The organism is Phyllobacterium sp. 628 (genome assembly GCF_014189505.1).
Classification (GTDB): Bacteria; Pseudomonadota; Alphaproteobacteria; order Rhizobiales; family Rhizobiaceae; genus Phyllobacterium.
In genome coordinates this window covers 3,088,540-3,109,481 of sequence record NZ_CP050301.1, presented here as the reverse complement: position 1 = coordinate 3,109,481, position 20,942 = coordinate 3,088,540, and the positions used below count along the sequence as shown (strand labels likewise).

Here is a 20,942-nt window from a genome sequence, read left to right as displayed (position 1 = left end):
TTCTATTTAAACAGGCAAGGCTCTAATTGCTACAGTGACATCAAGAGCGAGACTCGATATGTGTGAGGGATGTTGACCGATAGAGCAAACAATTCAAGTGCTTCTACGGCCGCGGCGCCACATGTTGATCTCAGCATTGATGGTGATCGGGCGCTGATAACGCTTGCGGGCGCATGGACGACACGCAATATGCGGCGCGTTGATGAGCAGATGCGCGAAATTGGCCGCAAGAATGGCTTTTCCAGTGCAGTCATTGATCTATCAGCGGTCCAACTGCTCGATACAGCCGGGACTTGGCTCGTGGAGCGTTTGCGCACAGCGCTGGAAAAGACCGGCAAGGAAGTCACCATCCAAGGTCAGTCGGCGAGTTGGTCTGCTCTGTTTGAAGCTGTGGGCGAAGCAGCAACAGCGCCGGAAGAAATCGTACACGTTGACCGACCGTCGATGTTCACCAGTTTTTTCGAATGGATCGGCCGCCGCGTCTATGCGTTTCGCGATGACTTCATCATGTCGATGCATATCCTTGGTGCAACCATTCGCGGTGCGCAGATGAAGGGCAGCGGGCGCAGCGGTATCCGCCCTGCGGCTATCGTCCACCAACTGGAAAGCATGGGAATCGGTGCGGTGCCGGTTGTTGTGCTGATGTCGACAATTATCGGTGCCATTATCGCTCAACAGGGCGCATTTCAGTTGCGTTACTTCGGCGCTGAAATTTTCGTCGTCGATCTGGTCGGTATTCTGGTCTTACGTGAAATTGGCGTGCTCTTGACTGCGATCATGATTGCGGGCCGCTCCGGCAGTGCGATTACCGCCGAAATCGGCTCGATGAAAATGCGGGAAGAAACCGACGCGCTGACAGTTATCGGGCTCAACCCGGTTGGCGTTCTGGTGTTTCCGCGGCTTGTTGCGCTGGTTATCGCCTTGCCATTGCTGACCATTATTTCGGATTTTACCGCTCTGCTGGGCGCATCCATGATCACCTGGGCCTATTCGGGTATTTCGCCTGAAGCATTTTTAACGCGGTTACGCGATGCGATTGATTTGTCCAGTTATCTCGCTGGATTGATCAAAGCGCCATTCATGGCAATGATTATTGGTGTTATGGCTTCTGTCGAAGGCATGAAGGTTGGCGGCAGCGCGGAATCGCTGGGTCAGCGCGTCACAGCCTCCGTGGTTAAATCCATTTTTGTCGTGATTGTCGTCGATGGCATTTTCGCAATTTTCTACGCATCCATCAATTTTTAGGTTCAGGGACGCCCAAGGCGAATGAATTCAGCAGCAGATAGCCAGAACAACGGTCAGCACGCGGACGAAGTGATCCTCTCGGTTCGGGATGTCAGCGTGTCTTTTGGACGTTCGTCTGTGCTCGATCATTTGTCGCTGGATGTCTACCGCGGTGAAATCCTTGGCTTTGTTGGTGCATCCGGCACCGGCAAATCGGTTCTGATGCGCACCATTCTGGGTTTGAACCAGAAGCAGCATGGCGAGATCAGCATCTTCGGACACGATATCGACAAGGCGAGTGATGAAGAAAAACTTGGCGTCGATATGCGCATGGGCGTTCTGTTTCAGCACGGTGCGCTGTTCTCATCTCTGACTGTTATGGAAAACATTCAGGTACCAATGCGCGAATATCTCGATATTCCGCAGAAGCTGATGGACGAGCTTGCACGTTTGAAGATCGATCTTGTCGGTTTGAAGCCTGATACGGCGGAGAAGTTTCCATCTGAGCTGTCCGGCGGCATGATCAAGCGCGCCGCTTTGGCGCGGGCTTTGTCGCTCGATCCCGAAATCGTTTTTCTGGACGAGCCGACTTCAGGTCTTGATCCTATCGGTGCTGCCGAGTTCGACCAGCTCATTGCCAACCTGCGCGACACGATGGGTTTGACGGTCTATATGGTGACCCACGATCTCGACAGCCTGTTCGCTGTGTGTGACAGAATTGCCGTACTGGGTCAGAAAAGGGTTCTGGTTGAAGGAACCATTGAAGATATGCTGGCGTTTGATGACCCGTGGGTTAAGGAATATTTTCAAGGCAAACGTGCACGCCAGATTGTGTCGAATGGCAAAACCCGGCGACGTACAGGGCGCGAGCAGATTGTGCAACAGTCCGAGCAAGCGCCGAAGGGACAGGGTTAGGTGGAATAATCGATGGAAACCAAAGCCAACTACGTTCTGGTCGGAGTTTTCACGCTTGTGGTTTGTCTCGCAGCGTTTGTCTTCGTTTACTGGATTGCCCGTTACGGTGACCGTCAGGAAATGACGACGCTGGAAATCCGCATTGCCGGTTCTGTTACAGGTCTGGCCGAAGGCAGCCAGGTTCTCTTCAATGGTATCAAGGTGGGCAGCGTCCGCCGCCTGAACATCGACAAGACCAATCCCGACGCGGTTATCGCCCAGACTGAAATCGATAGCTCGACGCCGATTACACGTTCGACACAGGCCACCCTGGGCTTTCAGGGTTTGACCGGTCAGGCCTATGTGGAGCTCAAGGGCGGTAAGATTTACGAGCCCCGGCTGCTTGAAGAAGCCGACAAGGATGGGGCTGTTGCCCGTATCGACGCTGATCCGTCCGTGGTGAACAACCTTCTGCAGAAAGCACAGGACATTCTGGAGCGCGTCAATGCGGCCATGAGTTCGATCGAGAGCTTTATCACCGAAGTGAAGGGCCCGTTGGTTGATACGGTCAATAATACGAAGAAGTTTACCGACGCGCTGGCCAAAAACTCCGATGTGATCGACAAGTTCAGCCAGAGCGCCGAGGATGTGCAGTCCGTCGTACGCGAAGCACGCGAAATGATGACGCGGCTCAATGCGGCATCGGTGCGCGTCGATGGCGTACTGGCAAAAGTCGATAATCTTGTTTCGGACAAGGATGGCAGTGTGATCGCTGAAGCGCGTGATACGCTGAAATCCTATCGCGAAGTGGCTGACAATTTGAACAACAGGCTTGGACCAATTACCGATAATTTGAACCGTTTTTCCGGGCAGGGGCTGCGTGATGTTCAGGCACTCGTTACCGAGAGCCGCCAGTCTGTTCAGCGTATTGAGCGGGCGATCACCGATCTGGAGAAAAACCCGCAGCGGGTGATTTTCGGTGGCAGCGGTAATGTTCCGGAATATGACGGCCGTACACGGCGTTGACTTTGACAAGGCTGCATCGCATGAAGGTTAATGAATCATGAAGCTTTGCATGACAGGGACGAGACCATTGGTGAATTCAAGAACGACGATTGCCGCTCTGCTGATGGCCTTGTCCGTGACGGCGTGCGCCGGAACGAAAAAGCTCGATACATTTGATCTGACCAGTCCGTCACTGTCCGACAGCGCGTCGAAGAAACATGGCAGCCGCCAGATATTGATTGCAGCTCCATCGGCACTGAAAGCGCTGGATAGCGAGAATGTGGTTGTGCGGTCTGGCCCGAATTCGATTTCGTTCCTGAAAGGGGCCCAGTGGTCCGATCGCCTGCCCAACATTGTGCAGACGCGATTGGTGCAAGCTTTTGAGAGTTCGGGCCGTTTTGGCGGCGTTGGTCGCCCGGGCGAAGGACTGGCGATCGACTATCAGGTCATCAGTAATATCCGCACGTTTGATATTGATGCTTCGGGCAAGGAAACAGCTGTTATCGAGATCGCGATCAAGATTCTCAATGACAAGAACGGCACCGTGCGGGCAACGCGGGTGTTCCGTTCAACAGCGCCGGTCGGCGGGCAGGGCAATGCAGCTTATGTCAGTGCCCTTGATCGTGCGTTTGACAGCGCCGCAGGCGATATCGTCACCTGGACACTGTCGGTTATTTAAATTCTAAGCGGCCTGCTTGAAGGTTCCGGCTTCTGGTCCGGACGCGAAGGGTAATTCTTCGTCTTGCCAGCCGGTAATACCACCAATCATGATCTTGACCGGGCGATCCAGCTTGGCGAGCTTGAGCGCTGCCTGATCGGCGCCATTACAGTGCGGTCCGGCACAATAGACCACAAACAGTGTGTCATCGGCCCATTCAGCCATACGCTCTGCGGATATTTCTCTATGGGGCAGGTGGATTGCGCCCGGTATATGACGCCGTTCATAGGCGGCTGAGGTTCCCACAACATGCAGAAGAACAAAGTCCTGATCATCTGATTTCAGCGCTGACGCGACGTCTGCGCAGTCGGTTTCCAGCGAAAGACGCCGGGAAAAGTGTTCTATAGCGATCTTGGCCGGGGCTGCAGGATAGTCTGTGACATAGCTCATTGTGGTTCTCCTGTGGTGATGTGCAATCAATAGAACAGGCGGTCAGGGGCTGGTAGTTGGCGAGATTGCCATATATCGTCAAGATCATGTCAAACACGTCATTAGCCCCGAAACTTGAAAATCCGCTCGTTGTTGCCGTTGCCTATGACGGGCTCTGCACATTCGAATTTGGTCTCGTCGTCGAAATGTTTGGTCTGCCACGGCCGGAGATGGGAGACGATTGGTACAAGTTTGCCGTTGCGAGCATCGAAATGGGGGAATTGCGTGCCACCGGTGGCGTACGCATTCTGGCAGATGGCGGGCTCGATCTGTTTGAACCGGCTGGCACCATCATCATGCCTGGCTGGCGCGGCGTCGAGCATTCTGTGCCTCAACCCCTGATTGAGGCCTTGCAAAAGGCGCACCGCAATGGCGCGCGTATCCTGTCGATCTGTTCCGGCGTGTTTGTCCTGGCGGCGGCGGGCCTCTTGTCTGGACGCCGGGCGACGACGCATTGGCGTTATGCCGATCTTTTGGCCGAGCGCTATCCGGATATCGAAGTGGAACACAACGTCCTTTATGTCGATGGGGGAAGTGTACTGACGTCGGCAGGAAGTGCGGCGGGCATCGATCTCTGCCTGCATCTGATCCGCCGGGATTTCGGCACGGAAGCGGCGAATAAGGTAGCGCGCCGGCTGGTGGTCGCACCGCATCGTGAAGGCGGGCAGGCGCAATTCGTTGAACGGGCTGTGCCGACACCGCATGAGGGTGCAAGATTGTCGCCGTTGCTCGAACGGATGCGCACTGATCTTCAAAATGACTTTTCAATTGCCACGCTGGCCCAGGCTGCCGGTATGAGTCCGCGTACCTTTCTTCGACGTTTCGAAGCAGCGACGGGAACGACACCAGCCAAGTGGTTGTTGTCGGAACGGCTGGCCAAGGCGCGGGAACTCTTGGAGCAATCGCAGCTTTCTATCGAGCTGATTGCCGAGTCGACCGGCTTTGGTACGGCGGCAACGCTGCGGCACCATTTTCGCCAGCAACTGGCGACAACGCCCACCGCCTACCGTGAGATGTTCGGGCAGGGGTTGCAGATTGCTTGAGGAATTCTCCGCTTATCTCCCCCCTTGCGGGGGAGAAAGAATTTTCTTGGATTTAGCGTTGGCTAAATCCTTAGAAAATTCCAGAGAGGGGATTTGCTAAGCCGAAGAATATCCCCTCTCTTGCGATTTTAGGCACTTGAGCTTCGCTACGCTCGCTAAGATGCCGAAATCGCTTTCTTTCCCGCAAGGGGAGAGATACCCGGCATCAGCTATTGATCCCAAACAAACGGCAATAAAAAACGCGGCACAAGGGCCGCGTTTTTTAATCTATGGAACTACCCGTTTAGCGCAGGCGGTTACTCGCATGGGCCAGCATCGTGTAGACCTTGCCGGTGTCTGACGTCAGATAGTTCTGTGTCAGGACATTGTCGCGGTCGTTGCGGGCAACGTCTTCGAGCAGGCGTTCGAAATCATCCATGTAGCGGTCGACAGCACGGCGGAATTCACTGTCCGCCTGATACTTGCGCTTGATTTCATCGAACGTCTGCTGGCCTTTCAGCGTGTACAGACGGCGGGTGAACACATTGCGCTCACCAGCACGATAACGCTGCCAGAGTTCAACTGAAGCCTCATGATCGATCGCACGGGTGATATCGACCGAGAGGGAGTTGAGCGACTCAACGACCTGACCGGGTGAGCGAGCTTCCGGTGCCTTGGCCTTGGGCTCAACCGGCGCTTCGTCGCTGGACGCGCGGCGGAGCAGATCCGATACCCAGCCATTGCCCTGCGGCCGTGCCTGTTCCGTGTTGCCGCGTACATCCAAACTGCCACGGATAGCCGGTGCTGCTGCGGCAGCTGCCGGAGCCGTTGCCCGAGGCGCAGCAACCGGTTCTGTGCGCTGTGGCTGCGGTGCCGGAGCAACGGCTGCTGCCGCACGGGCAGGAGCTGGAGCGCGGGCCGCACGTGCTTCACCAACATCGGTCAAGCGGCCGGATTTCTGCACGATTTCCGATAGTTCCTTCAACGCATTTATCTGCTCGGAAACAGCCTTGCGCATCTGCGCGGTCGACTGCTTGGCTTCTTCCGGCATGTCCATGACGCCGCGCTGCAATTCGGAACGGGTCTCTTCGAGTTCCGCGCGGATGGCAGCCGAGGAGCGGCGGATTTCGTCCGTCGCATTGGCGAACTTCTGCGATGCCTGTTCGACAACTTCCGAAATCGAGTTGCGGATCTGTTCGGTTGTCTGGGTTGCCCGGCCTTCGGCGCGGTCGAAAGCAGAAGACACCAGAGATTCGAACGACCGCATGGTCTTTTCGATGCTCTCTGACTTTTCCACCAGACCGGTCGCAAGGCTCTGCAATGCTGCCTGACGATCGTCGAAGGTCGAAGCAAGGTTCGACTGCGACGAGTTGATCAGTTCGGATGCTGCAGTCAGCATCTGGCCGTGATCGTCGAAACGCTTGGCGATGGAGGCGATATCCACAAGTGTCGTGTTCGACAGGGTCGAAAGCTTGCCGATATTGCCATCGATAAGGCGTGTCGAGGACTGGAAGGACTCGGCCGCGCGCGTGGCGTTCTCGGCAAAGGTTGTCGTTGTATCGAGCAGACGGCCGTCAATGTCACCCAGGTTTTTGGTGGCCATATCGATCAGCTCACCCAGCTTCGCATTGGAAGAGGAGAGGCGGTCGATGAGGTTGCTGACGTCGTCTGTCAGACCTGCCTTGGCCTGCTGCACGGCAGTGATGGTCTCTGCAGTGCGGCTGGCAATGGCGTTGATCAGGGCAGCATTTTCCACGCGCAGCCGTTCGGTGGCTGCAGTGGTTGCTTCGACAAGCTGTGAAGCCAGTGTCCGGCCATTGTCGGCAAGGCTCTCGACCAGCGGCTGGGCCGTATTGTCGAGAATGCTGATAATTTCCTGCGAACGGGCGGAAAGAACTTCGTTCAACTCACGGGTACTTTCAGCCAGCTTCGATGCCGTCGAATCTGTTGCTGCCGAGAAGCGGGCTTCCAGAGCTTCCAGATTGGCGGCGGCTTCCGTCGCACGGTGACCAAGGCGTTTTTCAGTTTCGGCAAGACTTTCGTTCATGCGCAGGCTGAATGCCTCGCCATGACCGTCAAGCGCTTCACCGGCCTTCTGAGCTTCACCGGTGAGAGTGGAAGCGGCTTCGGTGATCTTTTCACGCAAGGTGCGGGCAACGACGGAAGCGCTCTGTTCAAGCGACTTGCGAACATTGTCGACACCCATGGCAAGCGCGCTCTGCATAGTCGTTGTACGCTCGTCGATAGTGCCGCCATGATTTTCGAAGGCCTTTGCCAGCACTTCGGCGCTGTCCTGCAAAACTGCCTGCAGGGCAACAGTACGGTCGCTGATTGCGCCTGCCTGACCGTCCAATGTCTGGTTGATGGCGGCGTTGCCCTGTTCCATGGCAGCGCGAATGCCGCTGATACGGTCATCAAGCACGCTTGCATGGGCGTTCAGTGTATCACCGATGCGAGCGTCGCTGTCCGCGAGGGTTGCAGCGATAATGGCAGCGCGATCATCAATCGTGTTGATGTGAGATGCCAGCGTATCACCAATGCGGGCATTGGTATCCGACAGTGCAGAGGTGATGGCCGCAGTGCGTTCATCAATTGTACTGGCATGTGACGCAAGCGTATCGCCAAGACGGGCATTGCTGTCCGCAAGGCCAACCCGGATTGCCGATGCCCGTTCATCGATAGCTGTAACATGTGCAGTCAGGGTATTACCGATCTGCGCATTGCTGCTGTCAAGGACGGAGCGGATGCCAGCTGTGCGCTCGTCGATAACCGACGCATGGCCTGCCAATGTCTGGCCGATCTGCGCATGGGTATTTTCAAGTGCTGCCTGGATAGCCGCTGTGCGTTCGTCCAGAGCGGAGGCATGCGACGAGAGGGTCTGGCCAATACGTGTGTCGCTGTTGGCAAGAGCCTGTTCGATGCCGGCGGTGCGATCTTCAATGGCGCTGGCATGGGATGCCAGAACATTGCTGATGCGCTCGTCACTGCTTGTCAGTGCACTTTCAATGCGGCTCGTGCGGCCATCAACGGATTCAATGAAGCCGCTGAGCGTGCCATCAATCCGCGCACCGCTGTTGAGCAGTGTGGATTGGATTTCCGCATTGCGCGCATCGATAGCCTGCGTATGCGCTACCAGTGTTTCACCCAGTTTCGCGTCGCTGCCTGCGAGTGCCAACTGGATATCCTGATTGCGCTCATCAAGGCTTTTCGCATGGGAATCAAGGGTTTGTGCAATCTTGGAATGCGTATCGACAAAAGCGGCGCGCATACCGGAGGTGCGGTCGTCCATGATCTTGCCATGGGCTTCGAGTGTCTGACCGATACGGGCGTCACCTGCCAGAATGGCCGCTTCAATGCCTGCACTGCGGGCATCAATGCTGCGGGCATGCTCATCAAGCGTTTGACGGATGCGTTCATCTGTATCCGAGAAGGCTGCATGCATGCCGGAGGTGCGGTCTTCGATGGCCTTGGCATGCGAATCGAGTGTCGCACCGATACGCGCATCATTGTCAGCAAGTGCGGCACGCAAGCCGGCAGCACGGTCATCAATCGATGCCGTATGGCCATCAATGATTTGGCCGATAGCCGCCGTGCTGGTTTCAAGCACGGACCGCAGGCCCGATGTGTGATCGCCAAGCTGGCCGGCATGATCGCGAATGACTGCAGCGGCGCGTTCGGTTTCGCCCGACAGCGTTGCAGCAAGTGCATCGCGACTTTCGGCAAGCTTGTCGGTAAAGGCGGCTGTATTGGCTGACAGCAGGCTGCCAACCGACTCGGAAAGGCTTGAAAGGTCGTTGCCGATCTTCGCCTTTGTCTCGTCAACGATACCATCAATCGAAGCACGGCCATCGCTGAAGGTCTTGGCGATATCGCGGGTGCGTTCGATCAACTGTTCATTGATCTGGCGTGCACGGGCTTCGAGAGCCGAATTCAGGCGCTCTGTGCTTGCATCGAGCGACTGGGCGCGGGTTTCGAATTCAGACAGCAGCGAGCGGCCACGTTCATTGATCGTGGTGTCCAGTCCGGCAAGCCGTGTATCGAATTCGCCGACGAGTGTCTGGGTGGCATTGCCAAGCAGCGAAAGCATGCTGTTGGTGCGGCCATCCAGCGTGTCGGCCAGCTTCATCGTTACATTATCGGTTTGTTCCGAAAGAGCTGCGATCCGCATTTCCAGAAGATTTGCAAAGGCTTCGCCCGATGTGGTGATCTTTGCCGAGATGTCATCGGAACGCGAGCCGATCGACTCGGAAATCGTCTGGCCGCTCTGGGTCAGGCGATCAATCAGCGAATCGCCGGACTGGCTGATCGACATTGTCAGGTTGGTTGAAGCGTTGAGCAGGTTATCGCGCAGCGAATCGCCAGCAAGCGACAGTTCATCCTTCAACTGCTCATGTGCACTCGAAATCGAGGCACGAACACGTTCCGCATGGCCGATAACCGATTCGCGTTCACCGCCGAGGCGGTCCACGAGAGTACGGATGCGGTGTTCATTGTCGGTGTAAACGCGTTCAAGCTGGTTAACTTCGGTTTGAACCAGCGTTTCGAGTTCAACGGCACGGGCGAGGGTACGCTCGACGCCTTCGCTCATGGCAGCGACTTCACGGCGCACGGCCTGACCCAGCGAGGCCACACGGTCGGATGACAGCATTTCCGGTTCAGACAGGCGCATCGCTGCTTCAGCCATGGAACGGGCGGCGTACTGCATTTCCTGCGCACGGCGAACCATCAGGGCAAATGCCCAGAACAGCATCACCGGAACGATGATCGCGACGGCGAGGGCAATCGTGTGCGGCGCAGCGGCGAAATCGGCAAAAGAGCGAATCGACCACAATGACGGACCGTAAAGCGCATGACCCAGCACCAGCACGCCTGCAGCCCAAAGGACGCTGACGATTGCCGTGATGAGATTGTAAGACCGCGGCGCCTTTACAGATGTGTTCGAACGGTTCGAAGCCGTATTCTGCAGCAAGTCATCATTTGCCGGCTTGAATGTCTGCTGGGGTACGGCAGGCATTTTCGGCGGCGCTGGTGGCGCGGCCGGAATCGGGTTCGCAGCCTGGATTTGCGGCTTGGGTGCGGGAAGCGGAATCGTGTTCTCTGTGGCGAGAGATTCCTTGATTTCAACCGGTTTCACCGGCTCTGGAACCACGGGCGGAATGTGTTTTTCCGCTGCCAGTTCCTGAGCTGCCTGCGAAATCTGGGCCTCAAGATCGTTAAAAGAGATCAGATCGTCATCGATCGGCGAAAGATCCATATCCATGCCGAGCGTCGACTCATCGAAATCAATTTCTAGAGCCTTTTCAAGAGCTTCACCAAGTTCATCCTCGGCTTTCGCTACTTTATTTTTCGGGGCTGTGGCCATGTTTACCTCGCAATATTGGGCGGTGACCACATGTGGAGCCAGCCGCGCCATACTCTTTACGCCTTAAGTGTATCGTACTGGCACATGGATTGGAAAGAAACAATGGATTCTGGAAATGCTTAAAAGTTTAAACACAAGGTTAATTTTTTGGGGTCGAACCAAATTTCGCCAGAATGTCAAATTTAACCATTTGTTCAGCATATCCGGCCAATTCCGGGGGTAGTGGTCATGCTTTAACCCAGAATATCCGGCATTCGATTAAACTTGTGCATTCATTCGAGTCTGTGTTCAGGAGAGTATCATGGCATTGCCACAACAAGCGTCAATGGCGTTTGCGCTGCCCGGCGGCGAAACATCCAAACCATCGCGCAAGCGACCTATCGATCTCGTTCACCTGACACGCGAGACGTTTGGTAACAGGGCACTTGAGACAGAAATCCTCAGTCTGTTCTCCCGTCAGATTTGCACAATCGTTGATCGTCTGTTGCAAGCCAACGTGGATGAGCGCGTGCGTCTTGCCAAATCGCTGAAGGGTTCGGCGCGGGCTATCGGCGCTTTTCGGGTTGCCGACATGGCTGAAACGATCGAGCGGTCCCCATCCGATACCAAGCATGTGCACGAGCTTCGTTTTGAAATCGACGATGTTCGCGATTATATAGCGGCAATCACCCGCTAGCGGCTGTCAGGCTGCGTCAGGGAGTGCAATTGACTTCCCGGCCCAAATCCCTATTTCAGCGGTAACTTTTCTGCTTGGGGCATTTCTCATGACAAAGATCACGTTTGTCACTTTCGACGGCGTCCGGATTGATACCGACGCCGAAAACGGCTCGACCGTAATGGAAAGTGCCATCCGCAATGCGGTTCCCGGTATCGATGCTGAATGCGGCGGTGCCTGCGCTTGTGCGACCTGCCATGTCTATATTGCCGATGCATGGAAAGACGCTGCCGGAGAGCCGGAAGCGATGGAAGAGGACATGCTGGACTTCGCTTATGATGTGCGCCCCAGTTCGCGACTTTCCTGCCAGATCCGCGTTTCCAATGAACTTGACGGCCTTGTCGTCCACGTTCCGGAACGCCAGGCCTGATTGCTGGCCTGATATTTTCTCATCGATCGATTAGAATTATGCCATTTCGGAGCTTTGACCGAAGTGGCATATTGCATTGGCTTGACCTGCGAAGACGCAGTCGATAGGCGCAATATAGCCCGCGCAAAGAACGCGCTAGCCAACCTCCCTCTTTTCGCCTGCATGCATGTGCAGATTGTCTTGCCATGAGGAATTGTCGATGAGTGAAATTGTCAAAACCGACGTTGTGATCATTGGGGCTGGGCCTGTCGGTCTGTTTGCCGTGTTTGAACTTGGCCTTTATGACCTCAAATGCCACCTTATTGATATTCTCGACCGCCCCGGTGGTCAGTGCGCCGAGCTTTACCCGGAAAAGCCGATCTACGACATTCCAGCCTGGCCTGAAATCAGCGGGCAGGGACTGACTGATAGGCTCATGGAGCAAATCAAACCGTTTGCGCCGCAGTTCCATTTCAACCGCATGGTCACGCGGCTGGAACGTCAGGCTTATGGCCAGTTCCACGTGGAAACGGATGAAGGTGAGATTTTCGAAGCCAAGGTGGTGGTGATTGCCGCCGGCGGCGGTTCATTCCAGCCCAAGCGCCCGCCCGTGCCCGGTATCGAGGCGTTTGAAGGCAAGAGCGTCTTTTACTCGGTGCGCCGCATGGAAGAATTCCGGGATCAAGACGTATTGATCGTGGGCGGCGGCGATTCGGCGCTGGATTGGGCACTGAACCTGCAACCGATTACGCGCAGCCTGACAGTTGTTCACCGCCGGGCAGAGTTCCGCGCAGCGCCGGACAGCGTGAAAAAAATGTTCGAATTGGTTGAAAGCGGCAGCGTACGCTTTGAACTTGGACAGGTTTCCGGTCTGAAGGGCGAGGACGGCGTTTTGACGGGGGCAACGATCAAGTCAGCGGATAGTGAAATTGAACTTCCCGTCACGCGCTTGCTGCCATTCTTCGGACTAACGATGAAATTGGGTCCGATTGCGGATTGGGGTCTCAATCTGCATGAGAACCTCATTCCGGTGAGCGTCGAGACTTTTGAAACGTCGCAGCCCGGTATTTTCGCCATCGGCGATATCAATTGGTACCCCGGCAAGCTGAAGCTGATCCTGTCAGGCTTTCACGAGGCTGCATTGATGACGCAGGCTGCCAAGCGCATTGTCAGCCCCGGCGAACGCGTGGTGTTTCAATACACGACATCATCGACAAGCCTGCAGAAGAAGCTGGGCGTGAATTGACCGAGGGAAGAAGGTCCGTCGCTCGAATTACTTCTTCTCCAGATCGCGTTTGATCCGGAACACCAGCAGGCGTTCAAACCGGCTTTCAAAATTCTTGCCTTCAACGCGATCAAACTGGATTTGCGCAGCGTCCTGCTTTTGCATCAGCTTGGTCATCAATAAACTGGCATCGGTTTTCATCGCGTTGCAATCACTACGCCAAGGCAGGGCCTTAAGCGCGCGCTCCATGTCGAAGGCGGCCGTACGGGCGATGACAATATGGCTCTCCTCATGCCGCTTGATGTCCTGTGAGAGCGTATCCCAGATCAGTGCGAGGTCCGGTTTGGCCGAAGCCCGCTGCTTCCAGCGCGGCAGGTGAACACGGGCATGAATGGTGATGTCAGACTCAACGACCCGGCAGCTTTTGTCATCAGAGCCATACTTGATCTGCGTATTGAAGCGCATTTGCGTCGCGCCGGGATGACGTGGACCGGTTTTGTGGAGTTGAGGTCCGCGGCGAGTCAACTCGCGATCGAGATCAGCTGCAGTCTTGCCGGAGAGGGTGAAATACTCATATTTGCGCAGGACCACAGCCGCGTTCGCACTTTCAACCAAAAATAGAAAGGAGCATGCAAGGGCCGCCGTTCTGGCAATATTCTTCATGAGGATGGGTCCTTGTCACATCAAGCCACGTCAGACTTACACGTCTTCATCTAACACTCTAGAAGCAAAAACGTTGCGGATGAATTGACGTGGCAGAGGTTCTGTTCAAAAACAGACGCAGCATCGAGCCGGTAGAGGAGTATCCCTATGCAAAGAGAGTGGCGCCTGGCGCACGGGCGATCCCTAACCCTTGGTCCGGCTTCAATCATCATGGGTGTTCTCAATGTGACGCCGGACTCTTTCTCCGATGGCGGCGTGCATCTTGCACTGGACAAGGCCATTGAGGGGGCAAGGGCGATGATTGCCGAAGGTGCGAGCATTATCGATGTCGGGGGCGAATCGACTCGTCCGGGCGCAACCCGCGTCGATCCGCAAACTGAACAGTCGCGGGTTCTGCCGGTGATCGAAGCTCTGGCAAAAGAAACCGATGGGTTGATCTCAGTTGATACCTATCGCGAGGAAACAGCCCGGCTTGCCGTGGCGGCTGGCGCGCATATCGTCAATGACGTTTGGGGCGTGCAGCGTGAGCCGGCGATTGCCGATCTTGCGGCGGAAACCGGTGCGGGTCTCGTCATCATGCATACGGGGCGCGAGCGGGAACGCGATCCGGATGTGATCGTCGACCAATTCGCCTTTCTCAATCGCTCGCTGGAAATTGCCAGACTGGCCGGTGTGGCACAGGATCAGATTGTGCTCGATCCGGGCTTCGGGTTTGCCAAGGAAACCGAAGAGAATCTTGCTCTGATTCAACGTTTTGGTGAACTTCAGGCCTTCGGTTATCCGTTTTTGGCTGGCACATCGCGCAAACGCTTTCTTGGTGCGGTGACAGGTCGCGACGCGGACCAGCGCGATGCGGCAACCGCCGCGACTTCGGCGATATTGCGGCTGGCAGGGGCGGATATTTTCCGTGTACACGATGTCAGGCCAAACCGGGATGCCCTCGTTGTGGCCGATGCTATTCTCCAATTGCGAGGCCAGAAGAAATGACCATTCGGTACAGGACGTGGCTGGGTCTCGGCGGCAATATTGGGGATCCGGTCCAGTCAATGGCAGAAGCCTTGCAGGTGCTGCATCGGCGTGATGATACGCGCGTGGCTGCTGTTTCGCCCGTCTATCGCACGCCACCGTGGGGCAAAACCGATCAGGCGTGGTTTCACAATGCCTGCGCACAAGTGGAAACCTCTTTGCTGCCGGAAGATTTGCTGGGGACCTGTCTTGATATTGAGAAACAGATGAAACGCGAGCGGAATGAGCGATGGGGTCCGCGCATCATCGATATCGACATACTTGCCTATGAAGGTATGGAAAGTTTCGTGAGCCAGTCGCTGACACTTCCGCACCCGCGCATGACGGAACGTGCCTTTGTGCTGGTGCCGCTCGCCGATATCGCGCCTGAACTCGTGATCAACGGGAAGACCATCGTTGATTGGGCTGATTTATGTGACCGCTCAGGCATAGAAAAAGCCCGCGCTGACGCGGGCTGGTGGAAGGAAACAACGCCCGACAGACCTTAGTTCTTGGCGATGCTGCCGACGGCCGTACTGTCCACACGCTTCAGAGTCATGCCGACGACAGGAATAAGTGTATCTTCAAGCCGCACCGAGATGGTGACGTTCAGCATGTTGTCACCAGTGAACTTTGCCAGCATGGCACCGGTCAGCTGCTTGCGGGTGATGTTGAGCACGACACGGTCGCCGGAAACACTGCCCCCAGTGATATCAAGGCCCTTGCCGGATGCGCCGTCAAGGAATGTTCCCTTGTAGGTGCCGCCTGAACGGGCAATCGTCGCCTTCATCGGCTGATTGAAAATGCCAACGCGGCAGGTGCCATCCAACGTCATGCCGGGAGTGTCGTCCGGTGTCGAGCCATCAAGGGTGCAGGTGAACTTCGTACCCTTGTATTTGCCGGCGACGATTTCGCCGGGGCCAACCCATTGGCCTTCGACGGTCTGGAAAAATTCCGCGTCTTTATCCTTGGCTTGTGCGGAAAACGCGAAAAGCGCGCAGGCGAACAAAGACATGGTAGCGGCAGCTGCGCGTGTTTTCATCAGGATACTCAACACAAATCATTGAAATGGCGTTGACCGATCATCGGTCGGAATGGTTAACGGATGGTTGTCATTCCTGCTGAAATTGCAACCCCATCCCCAGAATTATTCTTTCTTTGCACCACCAATACGCGCGATATCGCCGATAAAATCGCCAATTCCCGGCCGTTTTTCCGCATTGAACGGGAATGGCCGGACGAGATCCATCGCAGAAATACCAATGCGTGCGGTCATAAGCCCATTGATGACACCTTCACCCAGACGCGCTGACAGTTTTGCTGCCAGACCATGACCAACCAATTGCTGGATAATGCTGTCGCCCATGGCAACCGTGCCAGTCACAGCGAGATGCGCGATGACATTGCGGGTCAGTTTGAGAAAACCGAGTGTTCCGGGCCGTCCACCGTAGAGTTCGGACAGGCGGCGGATCAGACGGGCCGATCCGAACACGACATAGCCGATATCAACCAGCGCGCGCGGGCTGACCGCCGTAACAATTGAGACGCGCTTGGATGCAGCAAGAATCATTTCCCGCGCTTGCCGGTCCAATGGACGCAGCAGTTCGGTTTCCGTGAGTCGGATGAGATCACGTCCGTCGATCACATCATCACGCAGATCGTGCAGCAGCGCGCGGCCCTTGGCCGTCGCAGGCATGCTCTCGGCAATATTGACCAGCTTGGCAACAGCGGCTTTTGCCTCGCGTGCGTCATTATCAGCCGCCGCTTTCGCTGCTTCGTCACGCAGTGACTGAACCGATGCCAAACGGCGCAGGGCGAGGCCCTCGCGGACGACAATGGCAAACAGGGAAAAGGCGGCGATAATCCCGACGCCGAGGGCAACCCAGCCGAGCCATGGCGCCCGTTCGAACAGGGTACGGATAAGGCTGTCGGCCCAAAGACCAATGGCGAGCGATACCAGTACGCCCAGTGCACCGGTCAAGATCGAGGCGAAGGAGAGACGTTTCTTGCGCGGCAAGGCAGGCGGCGGCGTCAGGGCGTCCAGTTCATTTGCCGCTGCGGGATCGAGATCGAAAACATCAACTGGTGCGGGGGTAATCACCGCAACGTCTTTGATGGCGGTTGGCCTGCGGGTTTCGGTCCGTGTTGATTTTTCTGTCGCACTCTTCTCAACCGTCTGGGGTTTCGGTTGATCGATGCGAAACGCTGCTGGCTTGCGTGGGATGCTATCGGTCATGCGAGGCGGTCTCCGATCAGGAACTGAAGCGCGCGATCAAGCCGGATATGCGGCAGCGATAGGGTGAAACCCTCTGCGGTCTTTTCCAGCTTGGGAGGACGGAAGCGCACGAAGCGAATGGCCGGGTCTTCAGAAACTGATTCCGGTCCTTCGAAAATTGAATCTGGCTTTGCCGGTAAGTCACCGGGAAATATGGCGGTTTCCGTCTTGCCGTCGAAGCGCTCACCGTCGATGGTTTCGCCTTTCAGCGGTGTTCCGATGATAACGGGCAGGATTTCACTGCCTTGCGTGACGGTTGCCTCACGAGTGGTACGCACGGCTGCCATGGCCAGTACATCGACATTAGCGCCGGAGAAATCGACGCGTCTGACGGCCCGATCAACCAAGCGGCGTACGATGGCCTGCAGCCGGTCATGGCTTTCATGGTGCAGATGATCGGCTTTGGTCGCCGCGATCAGAATGCGGCCGATGCGCCGTTGCACGAGGCCCGTCAGGAAATTGGTGCTACCGGGGCGAAAGCACGACAGGATTTCCGTCAAGGCGCGTTCCAGATCAGCTATGGCCGATGTTCCGGCATTCATCGCCTGCATGGCGTCCACCAGCACAATCTGCCGGTCAAGCCGCGCTATGTGCTCGCGGAAGAATGGTTTGACCACATGGGTCTTATAGGCCTCGTAACGGCGCTCCATCATGGCGGCGAGCGAACCGGGGCGGTGCTTGCCTGCTCCAAGGTTCGGTAGGGGCGCAAAGGTGAGGGCGGGTGACCCATCGAGATCACCTGGCATCAGAAAGCGGCCGGGTGGCAGGGTAGACAGAGCCCGCTCGTCGGCTTTGCCGGCCTTGAGATAGCCGGTAAAGCTGCGTGCAAGGCGCTGTGCCGTCACCTCGTCAGCCTGGATATCCGGATCGGTACTGTCTGCAACCGCCAGCCATTCCGCTGCGAGTTCGTGGCGGCTTTCCAAACGGGCCAGCTCAAACGAATCCTTGGAGAATTCGGCAAAGGTTTTGTTGAGCAGCGGCAAATCCAGCAGCCACTCGCCGGGATAATCGACAATATCAACCGAGAGCTTGCCGCCGGAGAACATGCGGTTCCACATGGAAGCGGATTCATATTCGATCGTCAGCCGCAGTTCAGAAATGGCGCGGGTTGAATCGGGCCAGATGCGATCTTCAATGAGTGCCTTCAGATGATCCTCGTATTGGAAACGCGGCACTGCGTCGTCAGGCTGCTCTTCGAGGTAAGCCTTGGCGATGCGCCCGGATTTTTGTGCCTCGAACATCGGCAGACGCCCGCCATGGATCAAATTGTGCACGAGAGCGGTGATGAAGACGGTCTTGCCTGCCCGGGAAAGCCCAGTCACGCCGAGCCGCAAAGATGGGGAAACCAGTGCGCTGGTACGGTCCGCCAGCGTGTCGAGCGCGATCTTCGCCTCGTCGGTCAGTGTTGTCAGTGTTCCCAAGTCAATTGCCCTGTGCTTTCGCCCTGTTACCAGCCGGATATAGGCATGGCGCGTCTAACGACAAGAAGTTGGCTTTTTTCAGAGGTGTTCGGACGGTGAAAGGAACGTCGACAATATGCCTGTACCAGGGCGAATTTCGGCCAAAGGTGAGGGGAACTCGATCACTGCGAGCCCGGATGTTGGAAAACCCGCTGCAAATGTCGGATGTGCAGGCGGGCTGCCGCGCCCGGCGAGAGCAATAGCCACATCCTCCATCATCGGATTATGCCCCACCAGCATGACAGAGCTTGCTGTTTCGTGCTCGAGCCCCGCCATGCGGATTGCGGTCACATAGCTGTCTGCACTGCCGGAATAGAGCTTTTCCAGGTCTTCGAGGATGAATGGTGGTTTGAGATTAATATGTTCAAGCGTTTGGCGTGCCCGTACAGCAGTCGAGCAAATAATAATCTCGGGCTTGAGAGCGAGACGCTTCATTTCTTCGCCAAGAAGACTAGCCGCTTCAATGCCAACAGAATCCAAAGGTCGATCAAAGTCTTTCTGACCTGGGGAAGGCCAGACTGCTTTGGCGTGTCGGAGTAAATAGACCTGGCTCATCTCTAAACTCCAAGTTGTGGCAACGCCAGATAAGGTGTCATGGTTCGTTTGCGGACACAAATAATGGATAAACCTCTGCGACAAATGACGCAATTCTCAAAAAATTGTGCAAAACCGGCCTGTCCTATTTCTGTGCGACCTGCATTTCAGACAGGCAATACCTTCCCGACCTAACCGGATCAAAGCAGCTTAAATCACGAATTGAACCCGATTTCGGCTCAATTATCGTGTTTTCACCCTTTCATGTAATGGCTTTATGACATTTTTTGCCGATTTTTTGAGCAAAATTGCCTTGTTCGAATCCGCATGACCCTTGTCGTTTTGCAGTTGTGCGCCCTTGTGACACGACCTATATAGGCCTCCTCGCGTCTCATAGGTGCAGGGTGATTCAAAGATGAATAAACTTATCGATCTTGACTACAAGCCCACGGATGACGAGCCCTTCATGAGTGATCGGCAGAAATCCTATTTTCGTGAAAAACTGATCAACTGGAAAAATGACATTCTGCGGGAGGCGCGCGAAACGCTTGAAATCCTGCAGCAGGAAAATGCGAACCTGCCAGATATCGCTGATCGTGCGTCGTCTGAAACCGATCGTGCTATCGAGTTGCGGGCGCGTGATCGCCAGCGCAAGCTGATCTCCAAAATTGATGCTGCCTTGCAGCGCATTGATGATGGAACCTACGGATTTTGCGAGGAGACGGGTGATCCGATCAGCCTGAAGCGGCTGGACGCACGTCCGATTGCTACACTTTCGATTGAGGCGCAGGAACGTCACGAGCGACGCGAGAAAGTTTATCGCGACGATTAATGCGAACTCATTCGATACCAATAAAAAAGCCCGGATAGTCCGGGCTTTTTTATTATCTGGGACTTAGTCAGCGTTTTTCCGGTTTGGAAAGATCGCCGAGTAGGCGCTCCATCTCGTCCTCGATGCTACCGGCATCCTTGCGCGCTTCCGCATCAGGCGCGATGTGAAGCTCACCCTCAAGGTCAGTTTCGAATGCATCAAAGTCGATGTCTGCCAGATTGATTTCCGGTTCCTCGGCTTTTGTCGGGCCGAGAATGTCCAATGACGACTCGTCGTGGGTGGGTTTTACACTCTCGTTTCGTACTGCAAACGGGAAAGCGGCAGCCGTTGTAGCTCTGGTTTCGCTTGCCGTAGTCACTGTGGGAGCTTCATCATCGAAATGCGGCAGCGCATCAATGCGCGGTTCGTTGCGCTGCGTGGGCTCGTGCCGCTGTGTCGAGCCAAACGATGGTGCGGCAGTGCGCTCCCAGCCATTGTCCCGCTGCGGCGCGCCGAGGCTTGGTGCCTCAACGGGTAGCGTTGCGGGAGCAGGTGTCGACACAGCCTCCGGAATGTTGACCGGCGGTATGGGCGCCATCGGCGGAATGGGCGGTAACGGCGTTGCTGCTGCGACCGGACGCGCCGGTTCCTGTTGTTGAGTTTCCCGCGCAGGTATTGCCGGCTGGGATGTAGCGACTTGAGGTGCTGCGGACCGAATGGGGATGTGCGGTGCAGCTGCTGGTTGGGCAGGCGCTACAGGGCGCTGGACAGGTGTCGGCGCGACCGGAGGGGCAACCCGTGCTGCCGGTGCAGTAGGCTGCGGGCGCAGCGGTTCGCTCGGCTTGATGTCAGTCTTCGGTTCGGCTTCTGCCGGAGCGGCGTTTGCCGTTGGCTCAACCCGCGACTGCGGTTTGGCAAATTGGCGGATATTCTGCTCGATGACCAGATCGCTCGGGCCGCCGATCATAATCAGATGTTCCACATCATCCCGGCGTACCAGAACCAGACGCCTGCGATTGTCTACCGCTGCTGCGTCGGTGACGGACAAGCGCACCTGCCGGTTGCGGCCACCAGCCACAAATGTTCCGCCAGTCAAGCGCCGGAGAACGGCGAAGACCAGCAGAAGCAGGACAATAACCAATGCAAACAGAAGGACGAACCCGACAATCGGGGCAGCGGTTTCGCCGACGATAGCGACCAGCCAGTTATGCATGACGAACTCTCCTTTACAATCTCCGGTCCAAAACGCAC

General features: G+C 56.1%; 19 protein-coding genes. 11 read left to right on the top strand and 8 right to left on the bottom strand.

From position 1 onward, the window contains the following. The first annotated feature begins 69 nt into the window (after positions 1-69). The 4 genes from HB779_RS16945 to HB779_RS16930 are packed head-to-tail and all read left to right on the top strand — an operon-like array spanning position 70 to position 3,802. Positions 70-1,245, top strand: coding sequence for an MlaE family lipid ABC transporter permease subunit (locus HB779_RS16945; protein WP_188343435.1), 1,176 nt, complete (start codon positions 70-72; stop codon positions 1,243-1,245). Positions 1,246-1,266: 21 nt separating this feature from the next. Beyond that, entirely contained in the window at positions 1,267-2,139 is an 873-nt protein-coding gene (locus HB779_RS16940) for an ABC transporter ATP-binding protein (RefSeq protein WP_188343434.1), read from the top strand. Between the two features lie 12 nt (positions 2,140-2,151). After that, entirely contained in the window at positions 2,152-3,144 is a 993-nt protein-coding gene (locus HB779_RS16935; protein ID WP_188343433.1) for an MlaD family protein, read from the top strand. A gap of 49 nt (positions 3,145-3,193) precedes the next feature. Then, a complete protein-coding gene (locus HB779_RS16930) occupies positions 3,194-3,802 on the top strand; it encodes an ABC-type transport auxiliary lipoprotein family protein (RefSeq protein ID WP_188343432.1) in 609 nt (202 codons plus the stop codon). A 3-nt stretch (positions 3,803-3,805) separates the two neighbouring features. Here the strand turns inward: HB779_RS16930 and HB779_RS16925 are convergent, their stop codons facing one another. Further along, positions 3,806-4,231, bottom strand: coding sequence for a rhodanese-like domain-containing protein (locus HB779_RS16925; protein WP_188343431.1), 426 nt, complete (start codon positions 4,229-4,231; stop codon positions 3,806-3,808). Positions 4,232-4,317: 86 nt separating this feature from the next. Between HB779_RS16925 and ftrA the strand changes: the two genes are divergently transcribed. Further along, complete coding sequence (gene ftrA / locus HB779_RS16920; RefSeq protein ID WP_188345981.1) at positions 4,318-5,313, top strand: transcriptional regulator FtrA; 996 nt, start codon at positions 4,318-4,320, stop codon at positions 5,311-5,313. A 283-nt stretch (positions 5,314-5,596) separates the two neighbouring features. On the opposite strand, the gene HB779_RS16915 is transcribed toward ftrA, so the two are convergent. After that, a complete protein-coding gene (locus HB779_RS16915) occupies positions 5,597-10,654 on the bottom strand; it encodes a kinesin (RefSeq protein ID WP_244642403.1) in 5,058 nt (1,685 codons plus the stop codon). 301 nt (positions 10,655-10,955) lie between these two features. Between HB779_RS16915 and HB779_RS16910 the strand changes: the two genes are divergently transcribed. The 3 genes from HB779_RS16910 (at position 10,956) to HB779_RS16900 (ending at position 12,964) form a co-directional block, all read left to right on the top strand. Further along, the gene (locus tag HB779_RS16910) at positions 10,956-11,330 is read left to right on the top strand and encodes an Hpt domain-containing protein (protein WP_244642402.1); all 375 of its coding nucleotides are present in this window, start codon (positions 10,956-10,958) and stop codon (positions 11,328-11,330) included. 88 nt (positions 11,331-11,418) lie between these two features. Beyond that, positions 11,419-11,739: a 2Fe-2S iron-sulfur cluster-binding protein gene (locus tag HB779_RS16905; RefSeq protein WP_188343430.1), complete on the top strand. Its 321-nt coding sequence runs from the start codon at positions 11,419-11,421 to the stop codon at positions 11,737-11,739. A gap of 199 nt (positions 11,740-11,938) precedes the next feature. Then, entirely contained in the window at positions 11,939-12,964 is a 1,026-nt protein-coding gene (locus HB779_RS16900; protein ID WP_188343429.1) for an NAD(P)/FAD-dependent oxidoreductase, read from the top strand. Positions 12,965-12,991: 27 nt separating this feature from the next. Here HB779_RS16900 and HB779_RS16895 read toward each other — a convergent pair whose 3' ends face one another. After that, entirely contained in the window at positions 12,992-13,606 is a 615-nt protein-coding gene (locus HB779_RS16895) for a DUF922 domain-containing Zn-dependent protease (protein WP_188343428.1), read from the bottom strand. A gap of 147 nt (positions 13,607-13,753) precedes the next feature. Here HB779_RS16895 and folP point away from each other — a divergent pair, with 147 nt between their 5' ends. Next, positions 13,754-14,593, top strand: coding sequence for a dihydropteroate synthase (folP, locus tag HB779_RS16890; protein ID WP_188343427.1), 840 nt, complete (start codon positions 13,754-13,756; stop codon positions 14,591-14,593). After that, positions 14,590-15,120 (top strand): 2-amino-4-hydroxy-6-hydroxymethyldihydropteridine diphosphokinase, encoded by a 531-nt coding sequence (folK, locus tag HB779_RS16885; protein WP_188343426.1) that lies wholly within the window; start codon positions 14,590-14,592, stop codon positions 15,118-15,120. Before folP ends, folK begins: the two co-directional genes overlap by 4 nt. On the opposite strand, the gene HB779_RS16880 is transcribed toward folK, so the two are convergent. The 4 genes from HB779_RS16880 to HB779_RS16865 all read right to left on the bottom strand — a co-directional run bounded on the left by HB779_RS16880 (position 15,117) and on the right by HB779_RS16865 (position 18,901). After that, a complete protein-coding gene (locus HB779_RS16880; RefSeq protein WP_371823936.1) occupies positions 15,117-15,626 on the bottom strand; it encodes a hypothetical protein in 510 nt (169 codons plus the stop codon). The two genes, folK and HB779_RS16880, sit on opposite strands and share 4 nt — an antisense overlap. Before the next feature lie 132 nt (positions 15,627-15,758). Next, positions 15,759-16,847 (bottom strand): YcjF family protein, encoded by a 1,089-nt coding sequence (locus tag HB779_RS16875; protein WP_188343424.1) that lies wholly within the window; start codon positions 16,845-16,847, stop codon positions 15,759-15,761. Beyond that, a complete protein-coding gene (locus HB779_RS16870; protein ID WP_188343423.1) occupies positions 16,844-18,307 on the bottom strand; it encodes a YcjX family protein in 1,464 nt (487 codons plus the stop codon). Before HB779_RS16870 ends, HB779_RS16875 begins: the two co-directional genes overlap by 4 nt. Positions 18,308-18,385: 78 nt before the next feature. Next, the gene (locus HB779_RS16865; RefSeq protein WP_188343422.1) at positions 18,386-18,901 is read right to left on the bottom strand and encodes a histidine phosphatase family protein; all 516 of its coding nucleotides are present in this window, start codon (positions 18,899-18,901) and stop codon (positions 18,386-18,388) included. A 394-nt stretch (positions 18,902-19,295) separates the two neighbouring features. On the opposite strand from HB779_RS16865, the gene dksA reads away from it, so the two are divergent. Continuing rightward, the gene (gene dksA / locus HB779_RS16860; RefSeq protein WP_091877580.1) at positions 19,296-19,712 is read left to right on the top strand and encodes an RNA polymerase-binding protein DksA; all 417 of its coding nucleotides are present in this window, start codon (positions 19,296-19,298) and stop codon (positions 19,710-19,712) included. A 67-nt stretch (positions 19,713-19,779) separates the two neighbouring features. On the opposite strand, the gene HB779_RS16855 is transcribed toward dksA, so the two are convergent. Further along, positions 19,780-20,904: a flagellar biosynthetic protein FliO gene (locus HB779_RS16855; protein ID WP_188343421.1), complete on the bottom strand. Its 1,125-nt coding sequence runs from the start codon at positions 20,902-20,904 to the stop codon at positions 19,780-19,782. Positions 20,905-20,942 lie beyond the last annotated feature (38 nt).

Excerpts from the sequence above, each read along its gene's own strand:
- HB779_RS16945 (WP_188343435.1), top strand. The coding sequence starts at position 70 with ATGTTGACCGATAGAGCAAACAATTCAAGTGCTTCTACGGCCGCGGCG.
- HB779_RS16940 (WP_188343434.1), top strand. The coding sequence starts at position 1,267 with ATGAATTCAGCAGCAGATAGCCAGAACAACGGTCAGCACGCGGACGAA.
- HB779_RS16935 (WP_188343433.1), top strand. The coding sequence starts at position 2,152 with ATGGAAACCAAAGCCAACTACGTTCTGGTCGGAGTTTTCACGCTTGTG.
- HB779_RS16930 (WP_188343432.1), top strand. The coding sequence starts at position 3,194 with ATGACAGGGACGAGACCATTGGTGAATTCAAGAACGACGATTGCCGCT.
- HB779_RS16925 (WP_188343431.1), bottom strand. The coding sequence starts at position 4,231 with ATGAGCTATGTCACAGACTATCCTGCAGCCCCGGCCAAGATCGCTATA.
- ftrA (WP_188345981.1), top strand. The coding sequence starts at position 4,318 with ATGTCAAACACGTCATTAGCCCCGAAACTTGAAAATCCGCTCGTTGTT.
- HB779_RS16915 (WP_244642403.1), bottom strand. The coding sequence starts at position 10,654 with ATGGCCACAGCCCCGAAAAATAAAGTAGCGAAAGCCGAGGATGAACTT.
- HB779_RS16910 (WP_244642402.1), top strand. The coding sequence starts at position 10,956 with ATGGCATTGCCACAACAAGCGTCAATGGCGTTTGCGCTGCCCGGCGGC.
- HB779_RS16905 (WP_188343430.1), top strand. The coding sequence starts at position 11,419 with ATGACAAAGATCACGTTTGTCACTTTCGACGGCGTCCGGATTGATACC.
- HB779_RS16900 (WP_188343429.1), top strand. The coding sequence starts at position 11,939 with ATGAGTGAAATTGTCAAAACCGACGTTGTGATCATTGGGGCTGGGCCT.
- HB779_RS16895 (WP_188343428.1), bottom strand. The coding sequence starts at position 13,606 with ATGAAGAATATTGCCAGAACGGCGGCCCTTGCATGCTCCTTTCTATTT.
- folP (WP_188343427.1), top strand. The coding sequence starts at position 13,754 with ATGCAAAGAGAGTGGCGCCTGGCGCACGGGCGATCCCTAACCCTTGGT.
- folK (WP_188343426.1), top strand. The coding sequence starts at position 14,590 with ATGACCATTCGGTACAGGACGTGGCTGGGTCTCGGCGGCAATATTGGG.
- HB779_RS16880 (WP_371823936.1), bottom strand. The coding sequence starts at position 15,626 with ATGTCTTTGTTCGCCTGCGCGCTTTTCGCGTTTTCCGCACAAGCCAAG.
- HB779_RS16875 (WP_188343424.1), bottom strand. The coding sequence starts at position 16,847 with ATGACCGATAGCATCCCACGCAAGCCAGCAGCGTTTCGCATCGATCAA.
- HB779_RS16865 (WP_188343422.1), bottom strand. The coding sequence starts at position 18,901 with ATGAGCCAGGTCTATTTACTCCGACACGCCAAAGCAGTCTGGCCTTCC.
- dksA (WP_091877580.1), top strand. The coding sequence starts at position 19,296 with ATGAATAAACTTATCGATCTTGACTACAAGCCCACGGATGACGAGCCC.
- HB779_RS16855 (WP_188343421.1), bottom strand. The coding sequence starts at position 20,904 with ATGCATAACTGGCTGGTCGCTATCGTCGGCGAAACCGCTGCCCCGATT.